We start from the raw sequence: 18,649 nt of genomic DNA, 5'->3' as shown, positions 1-18,649 counted from the left end.
CCCTTCCCTGCGGCAGCAGTACACGGCAAACCTGGCTTGGTCTGAGCGTGCTATGGCCCGGAACGATCCCGCTGAGGCTCAACGAGCCGCCGAGGCAGTTCAGCGAACCGGGGCTCAGATTTCAAGTAACCGGTGCGAGTGACTTTGAACAATTGCCAACGGCGGCCTGTTGCATGGCGTGCCCGCGCTTACGATCTTGCCGCGAGATCGATCTATTATGGGAGATCCTTGATCTCGCTACGGAATCAGAATGGTCGGGAACGGCCGAGAACTGCCGTTCGCCCAGCCGCGAAGACTGTCAGGCCAAGGCTGGAATTGAGCGTGCGACGTTGCGGAGGGATTTCCTCCGTAATGAGCCGCCGCAGAGAGTCCCGCGCGAACGCAGCGTTGTAGAGCATGGCAGGTGGAACCCGGCCAGGATGGTGCGCGTGCGCACCACTGCACCCATCGTGAAAACGCAGAGAATGCGTCAGAAAGTGACAGAGAGTGATGTGTTTGACTTGACGCATACGGGAGAACAAGATGAGTTCAGCTCGGCATGACTATCAGCAGTTCCTTGCCTGGCTACACAGACCAGAGCGCGGCGCATCCGAAGACGCTCGGCGCCTAGCCAACTTGGTGGAGGACAACTTCGACAAAGTAGCCGCAAACTCGCGCTTTCAGAGCCGAAGGTCTGTAGTGCTGGCCGCGATCGCGAGAGAGTCTTTGCCCGCCGCAAGCTTCGAGCTCCCGGCGGTCGCGCGCGCGAATCAGGCGGGCACGTGGGTGTGGAATGCGTTGCACAGCTTGACTGTGGGGCCCTTCCGCGGATTTCGGGTGCCCGAAACCTTCCAGTTTCCGCAGCGGATCACCATGTTTTACGGCCCTAACGGCAGCGGCAAGACAAGCCTCTGCGAGGCCCTAGAGTTGGCTTTGCTGGGATCAGTAGACGACGCTTCGGCTAAGCGCATTCCACCGCAACGCTACTTCGTTAACTTCCATGAGAAGCGGTTCGAGGCTCCGGTGCTGGCTGCGCGCGACGCGCAGGGCCAGACGTTGCCAGTAGCGCCAAATTCCGAGGCCTACCGATTCTGCTTCATCGAGAAGAATCGCATCGATAACTTCTCGCGCATCGCGGCAAAGACTGCCGGCGAAAAGAAGGACTTGATCGCATCGCTGTTCGGCATGGAGCAGTTCCATGAGTTTGTCGCCAACTTTAACGAGTCGATGGACGGGCAGCTCAGCCTAATTGCGACTCGGAAGCAAGAACTTGCGACGCGACGAGCGGCGCTTCAACGCGACCAAGAAACCGTGGATGGCGAGATGCAGGCAGTCCAAGCAATCGCGCTCGATGAGGCCGCTTACGCCGAAGCGTTCACGACCGATCTGTCGTATGCTCAGCTTCTTGCCCTCATCGGCAGCGACCAGGCGCCAGGCCGCCTCCAGGACCTCAACGCGCAACTGGACGGCCCAGCGCCGGGGCTGTATGGCGTCAGCAGCGCCGAGCTACTTGCGGCATACCAAGCAGCGGACAACGAGCAGAATCGGCTTGACGATGTAGCCACGAGGCTCGCCGCCAAGACTGGCGAGACCTCGTTCCAAAGCCTCTACAACGCCGTACTCGGGCTGCAAGCCAAAATGCCCGACAATTGCCCCGCCTGCGGGACACCTCTCACGGGAGACTATCGCGCCACCCGCGACCCGTACGCACATGCTCGCGAGGGACTGGCCCAGCTTAAAGACCTAGCCGAATTGCAGGCCGAAATGGCCGGCGTCCGGCGCGCATGGGAGGTCGCATCCCGTAGCTTGGAGTCGCTCTTGTCGAACTTTGCTCAGCGCGTCGGCGCTGACGCGAGCAGCCAGGACGAGCGACTGCGCCATCTGTCTGCGCCAGGCGTGGACCATGGCAAAGCGTGGTGGAGTGCGAGCTATGAGCGGCCTCAGGGGGCCAAGTCAATGGCGCAGAAAATCGTTGACATGGCGATTGATTGTGAAAGGATCGACACGCAGACCAATGTAGTTTTGGCAGGCCGTACGCAAATGGCTCAAGAGCGCACTAGGCTTATGCAGGCGGCCCAAGCCGTTGCCAGCTTCGTCGCACGGCGCGCTGAGTTGACCAAGCAAGTCGCCATGGCTCGACAGACTATCGCAAACTTCGACCAGGCGAACGCTCAACTCATTGAGGATGTTCGACTGGAGGCCCTACTGATAGACCACGATCATCGCATCAAAGTGGCTTACGACGATTTCCTCCGGCTGCTGCGGCAATTTCGGTCGGAGTTGCCGGGCACGCTCATCGCCGGCCTCAACACCACTGCGCTGGAGATCTACAACGAATTCAACCGACGCGACCACGACGGGGACAAGCTCGCGGCTCTTCGCCTTCCCACCGGCGAGGACGGCCGGATCGAGCTCGCCTTCCGCGCGGCGCCCCAGACAAGCGTGGACGCCCTCCACGTACTCAGCGAGGGGCATGTTCGTTGCCTGGGCGTCGCCATTCTTCTCGCTAAGGCGCTGGAGGTGCAGGCCCCGACCATAATATTTGACGACGCGATCAACGCGATCGACACGGAGCATCGCGAGGGCATCCGCGAGGCGATCTTTCAGAGCGACCGCTTCGAGACAACTCAGATCATCGTAACGTGCCATAGCAGCGAGTTCATCAAGGACTTGCAGAACCACGTCGATGCCGGGCAGTGGACGGCCTACTACTTCATGCCCCATCTCGGCGATCACCGGCCGCGTGTGAGGGGTAACGAGCACACCTTCAACTACCTAGCCCAAGCGCGCGCGGCCCTGGACATTGGCGATTGGCGCAATGCCCTCGGCGCGGCCAGACAGGCCCTTGAAATGCTCACGGATAGAGTGTGGAAGTGGCTTGGAAAACACGAGCTCGGGCAGCTAACCGTGCCGTTGGCTGGTCGCGGTGCAGAGCCGGCGCTGCGGAACCTCTGCGAAGCATTGAGGAAGAGGCTCGACGACGCGCGCACATTTGTGCATCAGGACAAGCCTGCGGTTTTGCAAGGACTTGCTGCCGTTCTTGGCGTACCTGCACCGTCTAACGTGTGGCTGTATTTGAACAAAGGCATCCACGAGGAGGCCAATCGGGATGACTATGATCCTAACCTTGTCCGGACCATCGTGGAGAACCTTGAAGCGCTGAACCAGCTCCAGCTCCGCGCGATGTCGGCGGCCATGGCGGGTGCCGCCCAAGCGGCCGTGACAGCCGCTGTCCTAGCTACGGCTGCCGCCCCCACGCAGGGTCGCGTAACTCCGCAATGACAAGGGGGGGCGCCTGCGCGCTGGCATGCCGACGCTGGCACCTTCGCTTGCGCATTGGAGGCTCCTGTTCGGCAGAGCACATGCGGCGCGAGTCGCTTACACATATTGCTGCTACGTGCTTTGCATCGGCCGCGGCTTGGCGTCGGCCATGTTGGCGCCGTCCGTGTTTCGGCGGTCGTGCCGTGAGGACTGGTCGGATCGGAGTTTTCAACACGATCGGCCAAGAGCGGTCACTCCGACTCTTTGGTGACCGATTGTCTGCTCTGAATTCAGCCCGGCCTGTGTCAAAGGCCAGGCCGAATCCGAGAGACCGTTTCAAAAAGAGGCCCCGGGGGCTGTTAACCTTTTCGGCAGGCTGTTAGCCTTGGCCATCTGAACAACTGGAACCGAGGGGATGAACGCGCCGATCATTGATGGCAAACTGTGGGCACTGATCGAACCTTTGCTGCCGCCACCGAAACCGCGACGCAAGAAATATCCAGGGCGGCTCCCGGTTTCGAACCGGGCTACACTGAACGGCATCCTATTCGTGTTCAAGACCGGCATACGCTGGTGCGACCTGTCGACCAAGTGGGGATTCGGGTCGGGACCGACCTGCTGAAGGCGCTTGCGCGATTGGCAGAAGGCCGGCGTTTGGAAGCGATTGTACGAGCTACTGCTGGCGAAGTTGCGCGAGGTCGGCGAGCTCGATTTCTCCCGAGCAGTTGTCGATTCGTCGTCGGTGCGAGCCGTTGGGACGGGCGAAAAACTGGTCCGAACCCCACGGATCGCTCGCGACCAGGTTCCAAACATCACATCCTCGTCGATGCAAATGGCGTCTCCATCAGTGCAAGCCTGACCGGGGCGAACCGCAACGACGTCACCCAATTGCTGCCGCTCGTCGACGAGATCCCGCCAATTCGCGGCGTGCGCGGTCGCCCGCTTCAAAAGCCAAAAGTCATCTACGCAGACCGTGGCTACGACTCCGAGCCGCATCGTCAGCGGCTTCACGAGCGCGGCATCAAACCGGTGCTCGCCAAGCGCTGGACAGCACACGGCAGTGGCTTGGGCAAATCCGGCGGGTTGTCGAACGCACTTATGCGTTGCTTTACAACTTTCGTCGGCTTCGCATTCGCTTCGTCCGGCCATCACCCTAAGCGCCTTCGCGCGAGTAGCCGCGCCGCGCAGAATGGACGCCCTGCCTGCTGGCCAGCGGTGACTTGAGATCATCCGGCAAGCGTCTCCCATGCGGCGTACTGATCGGAGAACAGGGTGTCGCCGCCCGCTTGCGGAATAACATCGCTGTAGAGCACCGTAGCCGCCGGTGGCTGTGCAAGGAAACGTCAGCCCGAGTGCCAGGTCTCGGCAAAGAGTGGCGTGCGCTCGTCGGCATCACGCCGGACTTGCGCGACATGGGGATGGTCGGGGATGGCGGTGAAGTAGGTATCGCCACCGAGCGGGCCGATCGCTGAAGCGAGCGTCGCAGCCTACCCGTTGAACGATTCTTGGTCCTAACCGTAGAAAGCTCGTAGAAGCCTCATGAATCTGTTTGCACTATCTGTATATGCTGTCGGCCAAGCATGAATGTGACAAAAATATGACATGGAGGAGCTATGAATGATCGGGTAGTGCTGCCAGGGAGTCTTGGGAGGCTAGATCGGTTGGCGGCCACGGCGTGGAGCGTCAATGCGATTCAGGAGGTGACATATGAGGTCCGGCAGGTGGACGGGATCTTTCGGCCAGAATGCAAGGCTTTGTTGGCGCGCAATGGCACCAACCTACTGCATCAGCGACAGATCATCGTGATCGATGAACGCGTTGACGCGATCTATGGAGATCAAATCAGACGTTACTATGACCATCACAAGGTTGTTGCCCATATTCTGTCTCTGTCGGTATCGGAGGAGGTCAAAGACATAGACACCGCTATGCGGATTGTCCGACATCTTGAGTCGGCATGCGTACTGCGGCGATCCGACCCGGTGATCGCTATCGGGGGAGGCGTGCTGCTGGACCTTGTGGGATTTGCCGCGGGTCTGTACAGACGCGGCATTCCGTACGTCAAGGTGCCAACGAATGCCATGGCGATGTGGGACGCCGCCGTCGGCATCAAGACTGCAGTCAACGTCTTGGAGCGCCGCAATCGGTTGGGTTCATATCACGCACCAGCCCAAGCACTACTGGACCGCAGCTTCCTCAATACGGTGGCGCCGCGCGATCTGTCCAACGGCATGGGCGAGTTACTCAAGCTGGCGGTCATCAAGGACGCCCGGCTGTTCAATTTGCTCGAAGAGCATTCGACCATGATGCTGGCTACGCGTTTCCAGGACGCCGCAGTCGCGCCCAAAGTGATTGAGCTCGCGGTTCATGGCATGCTGGAGGAACTCGCGCCGAATCTATGGGAGCGAACACTGGAACGCCCCGTTGATTTTGGCCATTCGTTCGGTCCATTGCTAGAGATGAAAGCTCTGCCGGAACTGCTGCATGGTGAGGCAGTGGCATTGGATGTGCTGCTCTCCTGCAGGATAGCGCGTGGCAGAGGCATGCTGCACGATAGCGATGTTCGGCGCGTCATCGGGGTGATGCATGCGATGCAACTCCCGCTGCGACATCGCTTCTTCGAAGATCCTGCTCTTCTGATGGAGGCGCTGACCGATACCGTGCGACACCGCGATGGCGAGCAACGGCTGCCGTTGCCGTCTGGCATTGGTCAGTGCTGCTTTGTCAACGACGTCCGCGCGGAGGAGCTGACGGCGGTAGCCCGGGAGATGGCTGATGTCAACGCATGACAATGTCCGCCCGATGCTGACTGCGGCAGATGCTCAGCAATTGCTGCGCAGTGCCAGCGATGCGGCACAGGCCAGCGATCTGGCTATCTCAGTCGCTGTCGTGGACGCAGGTGGTCACCTGCTCGCGTTCGCGCGCCATGATGATGCATTCCTTGGATCCATCGATGCTGCGCAGGCAAAGGCCAGAACTGCAGCGTATTTCCGGCGCGATACTGCTGCGATGCAACGTGGCCTGGAAGAGGGCAAGACTGCTTACCTTGCGCTGAACGGTGCATTACCGCTAGACGGTGGCATGCCACTCTACCTACGAGGGGCGCTCGTGGGCGGCTTGGGCGTCAGTGGGGCAGCCTCGACGCAGGACGGCGAACTGGCGCGTACGGCCGTCGCCTGTATGGGGCTGGGGCGGGAGTTCGCATGAGTCAAGACTTCAAAGATCGCGTGGTAATCGTCACGGGAGGTGGCTCGGGCATTGGGCGGGCAACCGCACTTGCGTTTGCCCGTCGTGGTGCCCGCGTCGCAGTGGTCGGCCGCAATATCGCACTATGCGAGGAGACCGCCCGTTCAATCCGAAATGCCGGCGGGATCGGCCTTGGCTTCGTCTGTGATGTTACCCGAGAAGACGACGTGCAGCGCATGATCCAGCAAACGGAAGCGGAAGCCGGCCCAGTCGATATTGCATTCCTGAATGCTGGCGTAGGTACGGCGGCACCCATCGTGGAGCAAGACCTGGAAACGTTCGACGCGGTAATGCGCACCAATTGCACTGGTCTCATGCTTTGCATGAAACACCTGCTGCGCTCAATGTATGTGCGACGAACGGGCGCAATCGTCAACAATCTGTCCGTACATGCGTACCGGACCATTCTGGAGGGTACGAGCGCGTACACCGCTTCTAAGCACGCGGCACTTGCATTGACGAAAGCAGCTGCTGTCGAGGCCGCGTCCAGAGGCGTACGGGTCAACGCAATCGCACCGGGACCTATATCGACGGAGATGCTGCTGCGGTCGAGTGGGGTCTCCGGCGGGATTCAGGCTTGGGCCGAGCGAATTCCGATGAGACGGATCGGCGAGCCCGAGGACGTTGCTGAGGCGGTGCTATGGCTCAGCAGTCCCGCCGCCGCGTTCATCAATGGCGCCGTCATCAATGTGGACGGCGGCTTTCTCGCATGCTGAATCGTTCATGACCTGGATCGCATTGGGAGTGTTCGCCGGTCTTGTGTTGGGAACTTACGATTTCCTAACCAAGCTGGCGCTAAATGAAAAGAGCGTCATGGAGGTGGTGTTCTGGTCCTCCGTGCTTGGCGCTCTGATCTGGGCGCCGTTCTTCTTCATTGGGAACGCGCAGGCCGAGGCCTTTGGTTACTTTGGGCTTTACCCTGCTCATCTGAGCACTGCACAACAGTGGATTTTATTACCTAAATCCATAATGATGGTGGTGACATGGATCCTGTCTTACTATTCGGTCAAGGCGTTGCCGCTGTCCATATCGGCGGGAGTTCGAGCATCCGGACCACTTTGGACGGCGCTCGGCGCCATCATCTTTCTTTCTGAGCGGCTTAACTGGTGGCAATGGTTGGGACTGGCGGTTTCCATGAGCGCCTACTATCTGTTCTCGCTAATCGGCAGGAAGGAGGGTATCAGCTTCAGACGGAATCTGTGGGTACTGTGCATGCTTGCTGCGACATTGTTGTCGTCGGCGAATGCACTCTACGATAAGCATATTGTCGCCACTCTCCATTTGGACCTTGCGGCCGTACAGGCTAACTCTGCGTTGCAGCGCGGTGCTATTGCACTGCTCTTGCTACCGTGGGTATTCCGAAGTTTGGAATGGCGTAGTCTGTTTTCCAGGAACTGGGCGGTGCCTGCGATTGCGTTCTCTTACGTGCTTGCCGAGTTCATCTATCTGACAGCGGTGCAAAGCGAAGGGGCGCTCATCTCTGTCATCTCAGTTCTACGCCGGACCAATCTGGTTATGGTCTTTGCCTTAAGCGCCATATTTTTTACCGAGCGCTTTGTTCGGCAGAAGTTTCTCGCTATTTCCGGTGTGCTGATGGGAATTGTTTTGACAGTGCTTCATTGAGACCACCGGTTGCAACGTGCCGTCTTTAGTTGATGCGCACGAGCGACCTTATCCACTCAACCACCGTGCTGCCATGACGCGAGATCATTGTTCGCTCTGAGGCTAGCAAAAAATACGACTGCTCGGAGCGAATGGAGGCATCAGAAATCCGCACAAGGATGCCTTTCTCTAGCAATCCCTTAACTAGCGACTGCCGACCGAGTGCGATCCCTTGGAGGTTTATGACTGCTTCCAGCATGAGGCCGGTGTCGGCATAGGTGAAACTCCGTTGCGCCGCAGAGATCCGGATATTTGCCTTTTGCAACCACGAGTCCCAGGGCTGGCGACTGTGCGACAGGAAGGCAGCTTTTCGAAAAACATCGGGGCTGCGATGGCATCCCAGTTGTTCCAGGTATTGCGGCGCCGCGACAGGGAACCATTCATCGTCGATGAGTGGTTCGCAATAGTAGGCCTCGGGCTTGCTCTTGGCGAATCGGATCGCAATGTCGGCTTCGCCTTTGTCGATGTCCACATTACGCGTCGTCGGTGAGATCTCGATGGGGATCGTCGGATGTGTGCGTTGGAATTCCGTTAGTGCGGGTACCAGTTGGAAGCGGGCAAACGAAGGCAAGGCGCTGACGCGAATCACGTCGCGCCTCAGCGTAAAGCTAGCGAAGGCGGACTCCAGCACATCGAGCGAATCCTTCAATTGTTGGCGAAGGTATTCGCCTTCTGCACTCAGCGTCACGGAACGGGTGGTCCGGTTGAAGAGGGTGCTGCCCAATGTGCGCTCGAGCTCGCGAATCCGGTGACTCATCGAACTGTAGGAGACGTTAAGTTCTTCTGCTGCTTTGTTGAAGCTGCGCAGCCGAGCGACGGCGTCGAAAGCTAATATTAAATTGATGGAGGGAATTATTCTCATGTCCGACGCCAAAGAGAGATCGACGCCGAGTATACATATTGGTATCGATCTCGGCGGAACAAAAATGGAGGGTATCGTTCTTGATGCCAACTATGAGGAACTAGCGCGATTACGCATGGAAACCCGTGCGTCCGAAGGCTATGAGTCAGTACTAAAGCGGCTCGCACATCTATACTTGTTGCTGCAGGAGGCAGCAAACTACGCCCCCCATACTCTGGGGGTCTGCACACCCGGCTCGATATCAGGCAGGACAGGCCTACTCAAGAACTGCAATGCCACGCAATTGAATGGTAATCCCTTACGCGCCGACTTGGAGGGGCGGTTCGGGCATGCGCTCGCGCTGGAAAACGACGCAAACTGCTTTGCGATGGCAGAGGCAAGTCATGGTGCTGCTGTCGGCTATGATAGCGTATTAGGATTGGTCTTGGGTACGGGCGTCGGCGCCGGCGTTGTGATGAACGGCCGTGTGCTGAGTGGCAAGCACGGTATCGCCGGCGAATGGGGCCACATGGTCATCGATCCAGATGGTCCGCCCTGCTACTGCGGCCGAAGGGGATGTGTGGAACGTTATCTGAGCGGCAGCGCACTTGAAGCGCGCTACCGGCGCCAGACCGGCACGGCACTTGTAGCCTCCGACATCGTCGAGCGAGCTCACCTGGGTGAATCCAATGCGTTGAGCCTACTGGACATGTTCCTTGGCGAGTTTGCATCGGCGCTCGCCAACGTAGTCGCCATACTTGATCCCGAAGTAATCGTGATTGGAGGCGGCTTGGCCAGCATCGACGAGATCTACTCCGTTGGAGTCGAGCGACTGTCTCGGTTAGTCTTTAATGATGCGTTCGAAACTCCCATCCGTCGCAATATCCTGGGTAACTCCGCGGGCGTGATCGGGGCAGCCATGATAGGAATTTGACATGCGCGTAGTAACTATCGGCGGTGCAACCGTCGACGTCATTGTACTGGGGCAACGTGCTATGCGTAGCGCGGGGGCCAAGCAGGATGTGGAACACATCGGCCTGTATGCGGGCGGCGGTGCTGTAAATGCTGGCTTAAGCCTTCTGGAGAACGGGGCCGAGGTGTGCGTGGCCTGCGCCGTCGGAGATGACATGGAAGGCTGGCTATTAAGGGAGACGCTGGTGCACCGGGGCATTGACGTGAGCGGCTTGCGTGTCGTTCCGGGACTACCAACAGGCAAGGCCGTCATCCATGTGAGGGGTGACGGCGAGGCTCTTGTCTATGCAGAACGTGGCGCAAGTACACAGCTGTCCATGTCCAGCGCGTCACCCGAGCTGGCGGGTGCCGAACTGATCTACGTGTCGGCGCTGTCGGAACAGGCTACTATCGACTTGGTTGCGGCTCTGTCATCGTTGGCTGAAAGCCCGCGCAGACTAGTGGTCAATCCTGGTGCTAGCCAGCTTTCGCAAGCTAGCGGAAGCCTGACGGCGATGCTCGCTATGGCGGACCTAGTCTGCTTGAATGCAATCGAGGCTCAATTGCTGATACGAGTAGCCGACGATGCTCCACAAGACACTCTCACACCTTCCCAAGCCCGCACACTGGCAGGCCGCGTAGTCGAGCAGCTGGGTCAGAGCGTTCTCATCACTCTGGGGGCGCTGGGAGCGCTGTACTGCGACGGTCAGGAGAGCCATTTTCTAGCGGCCGCGACCACAACGGTCATATCGACACTTGGCGCGGGCGACGCCTTTGCATCCACCTTTGCGTTTCACTGGGCGATGGGCCGCCATCCGCTCGACGCATTGGGTTTTGCGGAGCAGCGAGCCGCAGCGGTGCTCGGCGTGCCGGCAGCGAACTTGGCCGGCCCCCTTACATCCTCCAAGATGGAATGACGGAGCGTAGTTGGGGTCATGCCAAGATACGGGCAATCCGCTATGAGGACCATTGACGTTATATAGAACGGAATCGATATTTCCAGCAGTTATAAGTAACCGCTGGATTTCTGTCGGCACCCTCAGCTAGACTGGCTGGCCCTTCAGCAAATCAGGAAGTCCGCACAGTGTGCCTTGTCTGACGACGAGGAGTTGAGTCCCGACTTTGTCGTGATGCACAACGGCGAACGGCTGAACCGGCCCCGCAGCGAGGTTTTGTATCTGCCGTTCACGGCGCAGCATGCGGCGTGGGAGCGCTGCCTGGAGCGCATGCACTACGACGACCTGATCATCGGCGCGCCGGATCCATCGGCCGACGAGCGCACATGGATGAGCGCGCTGGACGAGCACGGTCCGGAGGAGCGGGAGTGGCGCTTTCGACCGCTGAGCGAGTTCTCGATTTCCCTACGGCCGAAGGGTTGATGTGTGCTTGATACAATCGCCAGAGAGAAACTCATTTCCCATTGATCGCTTCTTCTCTAATGTTCCGACTGCCTGTCAGATCGAGTTTCCGCCAATACACTCTGCACAACGTAAGAAGGCCGACCAATTGTTGTCAGTAAATGCCGTAGCGAGCGACTGCTCGGCCGATGTAGACACTCGGCTTGGCATTTCCCAACGGCTGAGACGGTCGGCCACGGTCGTTGACATCATCTTCGGACCGGATCGAATTTCAGATGGATGATTCAATGTCCCCGGCGGCAATTGGCATCGCTCGCGGGTGTCTACCTCAAAGCAAGTGCTTTGAGACTGATATACCCTTTGAAGTTCGCCCTACCGTTAGGCCCTTCCATTCCCCTTAAGTCCTTTACCCCTCTGCTCCACTTCCGGCAGGAAGGAAGTGGAGCAGCCCTTTGGGTAAGGCCCTTACCATTACGCATTCGAACCCATTTTTGGTATCTCTTTATGCTAGGTCGCGGTCCAGGTCAGTTGGCTCCAATCGACCCAAAGCGGCTGTACGTCTTTCTTCGAAGCAGCCGTCCGCCACCCTCCCTCAACGGTTGTTTAGCGGGTGCTATGTCTTCTGGGTTTTGGCTTTCAGCAGCGAGAGGAAAGGCCGCGGCAGTACAATGGTCGACAATCTTCGGCAACGGGCTACTTACCGCGCGAAAACGGTTAGATCGGAGGAGGTTGCGATTACAAGCGATCTTCCTGACGGCGAGAATCCACATGCACGAACTTCCGATTCCACAGCGATCTTTTGGAAGTTGTCCGGCTTCCCGTACAAAGAGCCAAATAGCCACGAGTCCGGCTCAAACAGGAGGACACTCGTTGCGGGCCAGTCTAACGTGACCATCTCAATAGTCCAGCGGTCCTCGGTTACCAGCGGTAGACCTCCACCGTATAGGCCTGCCATTCGGATCACCTCGCCGTCAAGCGGCCCAATTCCGTCCGCCTCGAGGTGAAGGTAGTCTCCGATCTGGTTCGCATCGTCGCGGGCGACACGCTTTCCCACGCGGCAGTCAAATACTCCTCGCCCCTGGCTTGACACAACGAGAAGATGCTCGGACTCTCTATCGAAGCCTACTGATTCAAGGCCGCCAACTGAAAATACGCCGGCCTTTCGCCACGGCAGACGAGGCTCCTTGACTTCTGCGCGGCTAATCTTGTCCTTCAGGGGGCGTAATCTGTCCATGACGTATCGCTGGTAGGCGCCCGTCTGCTGCGGGACGCCAATTTCTTCAAGCTTCAGAGCTGGCTTTGCTTCGGCCAAAGGATACTCTGACGGCGGCTATTGGCCGAACTCAGCCGTCGGGCCGATCCCCGAACTATACCGCTACCCAGATCGAGTCGGCTCTCACATCCCGCGATTCGGTGAAGAAGCGAGAGCATTGACCGCATCGCTTATCGCAGATATCAAAAAAAGTCAAAGATAAACCTGCGCCACGTGCCGCAGGTTTTCGCTGGAATCGCACAAGGCCTCCGATCTAGCATTCCCCCTGTCCATCGCATGGTACTCAGCTCCTCCCCCCGAGGGGCCCGGCGATTGACGGAACTTGATCGTAGCTCCTTGTCCTCCGGGCAAGCCCGGAGGCTTTTTCCTATGCGAACGAATCACCTGCTTGTCGCCACCGCGCTGATGCTCACTGCCACCGCCGCGCAGGCCACGTGCTTCGAGTCCGCGGCTGCACGCTACGGGCTCAATCCCGAACTGCTGGTTGCCATCGCAAAAACCGAAAGCAGCTTGCGCCCCGAGGCCATCAATCTCAGCCACAAGGCGCGCACGGGATCCTACGACATCGGTCTCATGCAGATCAATTCCTTCTGGCTGCCCAAGCTGGCTGCACTTGGCATCAGCGAGCAGGCGCTATACGCGCCGTGCCAGAACGTCATGGTTGGTGCCTGGATCCTCGCTCACCACCTGCGTGAGACGGGTTCCGACTGGAATGGCGTGGGGGCTTACAACGCCAGCTGCCGCACGCTGTCCGCGGCGCAATGCCGCGCTGCTCGCGCCGACTACACCTGGAAGGTCTATCGAAACTGGCCCAAGACCGGCTCGCCGAAGCTCGATGGCCTGGCGGATAGCGACATGGTGGCCCGCGAATCGCTCAAGAGACGCCCGACCCGCAGTGCGCCGCAGCCCACGGGTGCTGGTATTGAGGCGGTGCGCGTGGCGCTGGCTCCGGCGCAGCCAATTGAACCAACCCATTCTCCTGATGAGGACCAGGTCCATGACGAAGCCAGCCCCTCGTGACCATCAACCCGGCTATGAGGCCGTGCTGCTGCGCGCAAGTATCCGCGCTCAGTTGCGCACCTTTCGCCGGACGCACTTCGGTGGCGACTCGCATATCGAGCGTTGCATGGTGTCGGCTGCGATTCAGATGGTGATGGCGTCTACTGCGCTGCAGGAGCAACTACTCGCCTGCATGGCCGATGCGGTGCAAACCGATGTGCTTCTGTCGCTCGATTACAAGCGGCAGACCGCGACCGTGTTCCCAATGGAACCGCTTGCCAATGGTGGCAGGTGATAGATGAGAGGTTCTTCTATGCAATTGACCGTGCAATCCCACGCGCACTTTGCAGACCGGCTGGTCGCGCGTACCTGTGACGCCGTCGTGCGCCACCGGGTGGCGATCTTCGCCACGTTGTTGCTGTTGCTGGCGATGACAGCGCTCGCCGTCAAGGCGGGTACCACGGGTGCCGAGTACAAGGCTGCCTACGAGTACTTCGTTGGCCTCATTACCGGTTACCCCGGCAAGATCGCCGCAATCATGATCGGCCTGGGCGGCGTGCTCATGAGCTGGTCCAAGGGCAGCCCCCTGTGGTTCGCTGGCGCCATCCTGATCGGCATCGTGATCTGGAACCTGCCGACCATTATCGACGGCATCTTTACCGCGACGATCTGAGGACGGCGGCGGACTGACGAACGAAGACCGAAGACAGAAGCACGGAGTCGGAATGAGCGAGCAGCCGATAGACGAAGAGGTCCCGCAGACCCTGGACGATCCACACCAGTTCCTGTTCTGGGAGATGGACGTGGCCATGATCACCGGACTGTTGTTTTATCTCGGGTTCGCCTTTGCTGACTCTTTCCTGGTTGGGGGCGTGCTGGGCATTGCGGCCGGCGTCACCTTGCAGAAGATGAAGTCGAACAAGCACAAGAAATACAGCGTGCATCTCTCGTACTGGTATCTGCCTGTGAATATCGGCCTGCAGCGTACGCCGCCGTCCGCGATGCGCTGTTTCTTGGGGTAAGGGATGGACATCGATCGCATGGGCGAGGAAATCCAGGCGCGCTATGGGATACGCAAGGCGATCCAATGGCTCCTGGTGCTGATGGTGGTCAGCAATGTGTTGCTGGCGGCCAAGGTGTTGCTGCACAAGGATCGCAACCGCGAGACGCTGGTGCCGCCGCAGATCCACAAGAGCTTTTGGGTGGACGACGAGAGCCTGGATCCGGCCTACCTGGAGCAGATGGGTGGCTATCTGCTGCAGCTTCGCTGGAACCGCACGCCGCTGACCTGCGCGAGCCAAAGGACGCTGTTCCTGCGCTACGTGGGTGCGGGGTCCTATGGCGTGCAGCAGCGCGTGCTGGATGCCGACTGCGCCAAGCTGCGCGACCTCAACGCCTCGCAGACGTTCACGCCCAGCGGAGCCACGCCTGGCAAGGATGGCAACAGCATGGTCTTCGCCGGCAGCCTTGCCACCTACATCGGCGACAAGCGTACGTCGGACCTGCCCAGGCGCTATTGGGTCCAGTTCGGCATGTCGGGCGGCAAGCTTTACCTGGATAGCCTGCGCGAGGTGGTCGGTAACGATGTGGCGCGCCTCGACGTGGAACGCGCCCCTCACAAGGATACGAAGGAAGACGCTGATGAGACCGCGCAAACTGCACCTTAGCCTGGCCCTGCTGTTCTGCGCGAATTGCGTGCAGGCCGCGCAAAGCGTGGACCTGGTCGAGAACGAGACCGTGGCGATCCGTATCTCCAAGACGGCGCTCACGCGCCTCGTGATGGAGGGCGGCCAGCTGCGCGGCCTCGACGTGCCCAGGGGCGACCTGGCCACGCAGACTGACAGCGAGGCCGGCGACATCCTGCTCACGCCCAATGTGATTCGCCCGATCGAGGGCTTCGTGATCTCGGCGACCACCGGCAAGAAGTACCCCATCGTGATGCGGCCCGCCGATATCGGCGTCGAGACTGTCGTCTTGCGCGAAGGCGCCGCGCGCGGGGGCCAGGGGCGCGCGGCGGACGCGTTGCAGTCGGTGACGGTGGTGTCGAAGGCACCGTCCTACGACGCACAAATCAGCCAACTGATGGTCACCATGGCTAACAACGCTTCGCTGCGCGGTTATCAATTGCAGTCCCAGGATGCGGATATTCCCTTCCTGCCGGGCACGCGGGTGACGCTCTTGCGCACCTATGCCAGCCGCACAATCCAGGGCGCAGTCTATCGCCTGCGCAACACCGGCACGGACCGGTTGTTCCTGGCTGAGACGCAATTCTATCGCCCGGGCGTGATGGCGGTCGGCCTGGACCGCGCAGAGCTCGCTCCCGGTGAGGAGACCCACCTCTACGTGATCGGAGGAGCGAGCCGTGACTAACTGGACTGCATGGCTGCAGCGACTCAAGCCGCGCAAGGCCGCCGCCAGGTCGATGGCGGTATCGACCCGCCGCAACCGCGGTGCGCAATGGCAGCGCCTGGGCGTGATCGCGATTGTATTTGGGGCCATCGCGGTCACGACAGTGGTGTTCATTGGGCCACCAAGCAAGACTGGCGCCAAGCCTACCCTGGTGCCTGCGCCCAAGACGCGCGACATTGGCACCTCGGTGGGTGACTTGGACAAGGATGCCTGGCGCAGCCTGTCCACGGGCGAGATCGAGGCGATGCGCCGTGATCTCGCGGAACTCAGGAAGAATGTTTCCGATGGCCAGGCGGAACAGGCCAAGCAAGCCAAGACGCTTGCAGCCGCGTCCGCCGCAGCCGCGCAGGGATTGGTCGCGCCGCCGCCGGTGCGCATGACCGGCGAAGCGAGCCCCTTCACCCAGGCCGGTGCCATGCCCCCGTCGCCAGCATTGGGTGGGCAGGGGATGGCTGGCGCGTCCGGCGCGCAAGCCGTACCAAGCTATGAAGCCAGGATCGACCGGATCCGCGTAACGCCGGATGGCGGCGCAGGAAGGCAGGGCGCAGCGAGCGGGGGTAACACCGATGACGGCAGCTATTCCCAACTGGAGGCCAACGCAAGCGGGAGCAGGCGAGGGCACCGCTCGCCGCGTAGTGGCGAGCGCTTCGAACCGGAGGACCCGTTGCTGCCCAACCGGGCGGGCGGTCGCGGTGTCAAGACCTACATCCCGCCGGGCACCAATATGCGCGTGATGCTGGTGCAAGGCATGGATGCCCCCACCAGTGGACAGGGGCAGACCAACCCGCATCCTGCGCTGTTCTCCGTGATCGACGCAGCCAATCTGCCGAACGGCTTCACGGGGGACCTGGAGGGGTGTGTCATCACCGGCAATGGCTATGGCGACATCTCGTCCGAGCGCGCCTACATCCGCACCGACCGCCTGTCTTGCATCGACGCGTCGGGCGGTGCGATTGACGTCAAGCTGACCGGCTACGCCGCCGGCGAGGACGGCAAGGCGGGTATTCGCGGCAAGATCGTCGCCAAGACCGGCGCCATGCTTGCCAACGCCATGTGGGCAGGCCTCGGGGCCGGCTTCAGCCAGACACTGCATAGCGCCGCCACCACTACCACAACCACCCCGCTGGGCGGCGTGACCAGCACCATCGACAGCAACCGACTGCTGCGCGCTGGTGCCGCCGGCGGCGCATCCAAGGCGATGGACATGCTGGCGCGCTACTACATCAAGCTCGCCGAGAACACCTTTCCCGTGGTCGAGATCAACGCCGAGCGGGTGATAGACATCGTCGTGACCAAGGGCTTCACCATCGAACGTCAATGAGGAATTCAATGCCACTCGCCAACATCCGGTACACCATGCGCCGTTACGCTGCTGCTGCGGCATTGGCCACTGTCGTTACAGTGAGCGCCGTTCCTGCTTCCGCACAGAATGACCCGAAGGCCCTGGCGGTGCTGCAGGCGCTAAAGGAGCGGTACCCCAAGACGGAGTTCAGCCAGATCCGGGCGGCCGAGATCCCGGGTCTCTACGAGGTATCGATGGGCAAGAACGTCGCGTACTTCGAAGCCAGCGGGCGCTATGCGCTGTTCGGCCATCTGTACGACATGAGTAGCCAGGTTGATCTGACCGTCCAGCGCGAGCAGTCCCTGCAGAAGATCAACATCGGCGCGCTCCCGGTCGCGGACGCGATCAAGACCGTGCGCGGCAAGGGCTCGCGTGCGCTCTACGTGTTCTCGGACCCGGACTGCCCGTTCTGTCATCAGCTCGAAGTCTCCCTCAAGGGTCTGGATGACGTCACCATCTACACCTTCCTGTATCCGCTCGAAGGCCTGCATCCCGATGCGAAGAAGAGGTCGGCCGCCATCTGGTGTGCCAAGGATCGCTCGGCAGCCTGGGATACATGGATGGCCACCAAGGTCCTGCCGGCGCCCGGTAGCTGCGCTACGCCCATCGAGCGCAATCTGGCGCTGGCGGCCAAGCTGGGTGTGGAAGGCACGCCCACGATGTTCGCGGCCGACGGACGCAAGCTGGTCGGTGCGGCCTCGCTTGAGCGTATCAACGCCTTCCTGTCAGGTGGCCAGCCCACCGCCGCACGTTAAGGGGGCCACCATGCGCCGCATCCTGCCGGCCCTGTGCGCAGCCGCGATGCTCGCGGCGGGCTGCGCCGACATGTCCGGGCTCAATGCCGAGAGCCACTTTGCCTGTGCCGCCCCGGAGGGGTCGTCGTGCCTGTCGGTGTCGGGCGTCTATGCCAATCTGCAGGCCGGCAACGTACCGGGCGCGGGCACGAAGACGGGCATGCCGACGTTGCAGGGCGAAGACCTGCGCATGGCGTCTCCCGCTGCCATGGCGGCTCCGTACTCTGGGCCGCCGGCGCGTAGTCCCGAACGCACGCTGCGCGTATGGGTGGCGCCATATGAGGACGATAGCGGCACGCTGTTCGATCAGAAGTACTTCTACGTGCTGGTGTCCAGAGGGCAATGGCTGATCGAGAAGAATCGGGAGAACCTGCTGCGTAATCGCTTTCGCGCGGTTTATCCGCTACAGGCGCCGAATACGTCAGAGCCGGCGGAGGCCCTGTCCCCGGCCACTGGCGCCACGCCATTCATGCCACCGATGGGGCAGGGTAGTCCGATGCCGCAGTCCCCTGTCTCCATGGCTGGGGAATGAGG

Annotated in this window: 21 protein-coding genes and 1 pseudogene; 19 read left to right on the top strand and 3 right to left on the bottom strand. The window is 60.5% G+C overall.

Annotated elements, in window-relative coordinates; translation table 11 throughout:
- The 3 genes and pseudogenes from AC1RQC_RS35920 to AC1RQC_RS35910 form a co-directional block, all read left to right on the top strand.
- Window positions 1-542: hypothetical protein (locus AC1RQC_RS35920; RefSeq protein ID WP_492886271.1), on the top strand; the 542-nt coding region annotated here is incomplete at its 5' end.
- Entirely contained in the window at window positions 523-3,261 is a 2,739-nt protein-coding gene (locus tag AC1RQC_RS35915; RefSeq protein ID WP_492886269.1) for an AAA family ATPase, read from the top strand. The genes AC1RQC_RS35920 and AC1RQC_RS35915, both read left to right, overlap by 20 nt.
- A gap of 394 nt (window positions 3,262-3,655) precedes the next feature.
- Window positions 3,656-4,397, top strand: a pseudogene (locus AC1RQC_RS35910) (IS5 family transposase).
- Window positions 4,398-4,466: 69 nt separating this feature from the next.
- On the opposite strand, the gene AC1RQC_RS35905 reads toward AC1RQC_RS35910, so the two are convergent.
- Window positions 4,467-4,553, bottom strand: a complete 87-nt coding sequence (locus AC1RQC_RS35905; RefSeq protein WP_492886275.1) for a hypothetical protein — start codon at window positions 4,551-4,553, stop codon at window positions 4,467-4,469.
- Window positions 4,554-4,853: 300 nt separating this feature from the next.
- Here AC1RQC_RS35905 and AC1RQC_RS35900 point away from each other — a divergent pair, with 300 nt between their 5' ends.
- Genes AC1RQC_RS35900 through AC1RQC_RS35885 form a run of 4 tightly spaced genes read left to right on the top strand, consistent with a single transcriptional unit; the run spans window position 4,854 to window position 8,109 of the window.
- Entirely contained in the window at window positions 4,854-6,029 is a 1,176-nt protein-coding gene (locus AC1RQC_RS35900) for a sedoheptulose 7-phosphate cyclase (protein WP_492886268.1), read from the top strand.
- Complete coding sequence (locus tag AC1RQC_RS35895) at window positions 6,016-6,447, top strand: GlcG/HbpS family heme-binding protein (protein WP_492886266.1); 432 nt, start codon at window positions 6,016-6,018, stop codon at window positions 6,445-6,447. The genes AC1RQC_RS35900 and AC1RQC_RS35895 overlap by 14 nt, the downstream gene beginning before the upstream one ends.
- Window positions 6,444-7,202, top strand: coding sequence for an SDR family NAD(P)-dependent oxidoreductase (locus AC1RQC_RS35890; protein WP_492886264.1), 759 nt, complete (start codon window positions 6,444-6,446; stop codon window positions 7,200-7,202). Before AC1RQC_RS35895 ends, AC1RQC_RS35890 begins: the two co-directional genes overlap by 4 nt.
- A gap of 7 nt (window positions 7,203-7,209) precedes the next feature.
- Window positions 7,210-8,109, top strand: a complete 900-nt coding sequence (locus AC1RQC_RS35885; protein ID WP_492886262.1) for a DMT family transporter — start codon at window positions 7,210-7,212, stop codon at window positions 8,107-8,109.
- Between the two features lie 25 nt (window positions 8,110-8,134).
- On the opposite strand, the gene AC1RQC_RS35880 is transcribed toward AC1RQC_RS35885, so the two are convergent.
- Window positions 8,135-9,010, bottom strand: a complete 876-nt coding sequence (locus AC1RQC_RS35880) for a LysR substrate-binding domain-containing protein (RefSeq protein ID WP_492886260.1) — start codon at window positions 9,008-9,010, stop codon at window positions 8,135-8,137.
- Between AC1RQC_RS35880 and AC1RQC_RS35875 the strand changes: the two genes are divergently transcribed.
- The 3 genes from AC1RQC_RS35875 to AC1RQC_RS35865 all read left to right on the top strand — a co-directional run bounded on the left by AC1RQC_RS35875 (window position 9,009) and on the right by AC1RQC_RS35865 (window position 11,319).
- Entirely contained in the window at window positions 9,009-9,923 is a 915-nt protein-coding gene (locus tag AC1RQC_RS35875) for an ROK family protein (RefSeq protein ID WP_492886258.1), read from the top strand. The genes AC1RQC_RS35880 and AC1RQC_RS35875 overlap by 2 nt on opposite strands.
- 1 nt (window position 9,924) lies before the next feature.
- Window positions 9,925-10,857: a carbohydrate kinase family protein gene (locus tag AC1RQC_RS35870; RefSeq protein WP_492886256.1), complete on the top strand. Its 933-nt coding sequence runs from the start codon at window positions 9,925-9,927 to the stop codon at window positions 10,855-10,857.
- Between the two features lie 174 nt (window positions 10,858-11,031).
- On the top strand, window positions 11,032-11,319 hold the full coding sequence (locus tag AC1RQC_RS35865) for a hypothetical protein (protein ID WP_492886254.1): 288 nt from the start codon (window positions 11,032-11,034) through the stop codon (window positions 11,317-11,319).
- Window positions 11,320-11,995: 676 nt separating this feature from the next.
- Here AC1RQC_RS35865 and AC1RQC_RS35860 read toward each other — a convergent pair.
- Window positions 11,996-12,610 (bottom strand): hypothetical protein, encoded by a 615-nt coding sequence (locus tag AC1RQC_RS35860; protein WP_492886252.1) that lies wholly within the window; start codon window positions 12,608-12,610, stop codon window positions 11,996-11,998.
- 330 nt (window positions 12,611-12,940) lie between these two features.
- Between AC1RQC_RS35860 and AC1RQC_RS35855 the strand changes: the two genes are divergently transcribed.
- The 9 genes from AC1RQC_RS35855 to AC1RQC_RS35815 are packed head-to-tail and all read left to right on the top strand — an operon-like array spanning window position 12,941 to window position 18,647.
- Window positions 12,941-13,591, top strand: coding sequence for a lytic transglycosylase domain-containing protein (locus tag AC1RQC_RS35855; RefSeq protein ID WP_492886250.1), 651 nt, complete (start codon window positions 12,941-12,943; stop codon window positions 13,589-13,591).
- Window positions 13,569-13,865 (top strand): hypothetical protein, encoded by a 297-nt coding sequence (locus tag AC1RQC_RS35850; RefSeq protein WP_492886248.1) that lies wholly within the window; start codon window positions 13,569-13,571, stop codon window positions 13,863-13,865. The genes AC1RQC_RS35855 and AC1RQC_RS35850 overlap by 23 nt, the downstream gene beginning before the upstream one ends.
- Window positions 13,866-13,883: 18 nt before the next feature.
- Complete coding sequence (locus tag AC1RQC_RS35845) at window positions 13,884-14,243, top strand: hypothetical protein (protein WP_492886246.1); 360 nt, start codon at window positions 13,884-13,886, stop codon at window positions 14,241-14,243.
- A 52-nt stretch (window positions 14,244-14,295) separates the two neighbouring features.
- Complete coding sequence (gene traL / locus AC1RQC_RS35840; RefSeq protein ID WP_441641086.1) at window positions 14,296-14,592, top strand: type IV conjugative transfer system protein TraL; 297 nt, start codon at window positions 14,296-14,298, stop codon at window positions 14,590-14,592.
- 3 nt (window positions 14,593-14,595) lie between these two features.
- Window positions 14,596-15,237, top strand: coding sequence for a TraE/TraK family type IV conjugative transfer system protein (locus tag AC1RQC_RS35835; RefSeq protein ID WP_492886244.1), 642 nt, complete (start codon window positions 14,596-14,598; stop codon window positions 15,235-15,237).
- Entirely contained in the window at window positions 15,212-15,940 is a 729-nt protein-coding gene (locus tag AC1RQC_RS35830; protein WP_492886242.1) for a TraK domain-containing protein, read from the top strand. The genes AC1RQC_RS35835 and AC1RQC_RS35830 overlap by 26 nt, the downstream gene beginning before the upstream one ends.
- Window positions 15,933-17,300 carry a TraB/TrbI/VirB10 family type IV secretion system protein gene (locus AC1RQC_RS35825; protein ID WP_492886240.1) on the top strand — a complete coding sequence of 456 codons (1,368 nt, stop codon included), beginning with the start codon at window positions 15,933-15,935 and terminating at the stop codon, window positions 17,298-17,300. The genes AC1RQC_RS35830 and AC1RQC_RS35825 overlap by 8 nt, the downstream gene beginning before the upstream one ends.
- 8 nt (window positions 17,301-17,308) lie before the next feature.
- Window positions 17,309-18,076 carry a DsbC family protein gene (locus AC1RQC_RS35820; protein ID WP_492886238.1) on the top strand — a complete coding sequence of 256 codons (768 nt, stop codon included), beginning with the start codon at window positions 17,309-17,311 and terminating at the stop codon, window positions 18,074-18,076.
- A 10-nt stretch (window positions 18,077-18,086) separates the two neighbouring features.
- A complete protein-coding gene (locus AC1RQC_RS35815) occupies window positions 18,087-18,647 on the top strand; it encodes a TraV family lipoprotein (protein ID WP_492886236.1) in 561 nt (186 codons plus the stop codon).
- The last annotated feature ends 2 nt before the right edge of the window (window positions 18,648-18,649 follow it).

The sequence above is a fragment of the Cupriavidus sp. GW822-FHT03E04 genome, assembly GCF_058801495.1.
Note: the sequence above shows the minus strand (reverse complement) of the source record. Positions and strands in the feature narration are given on the sequence as shown.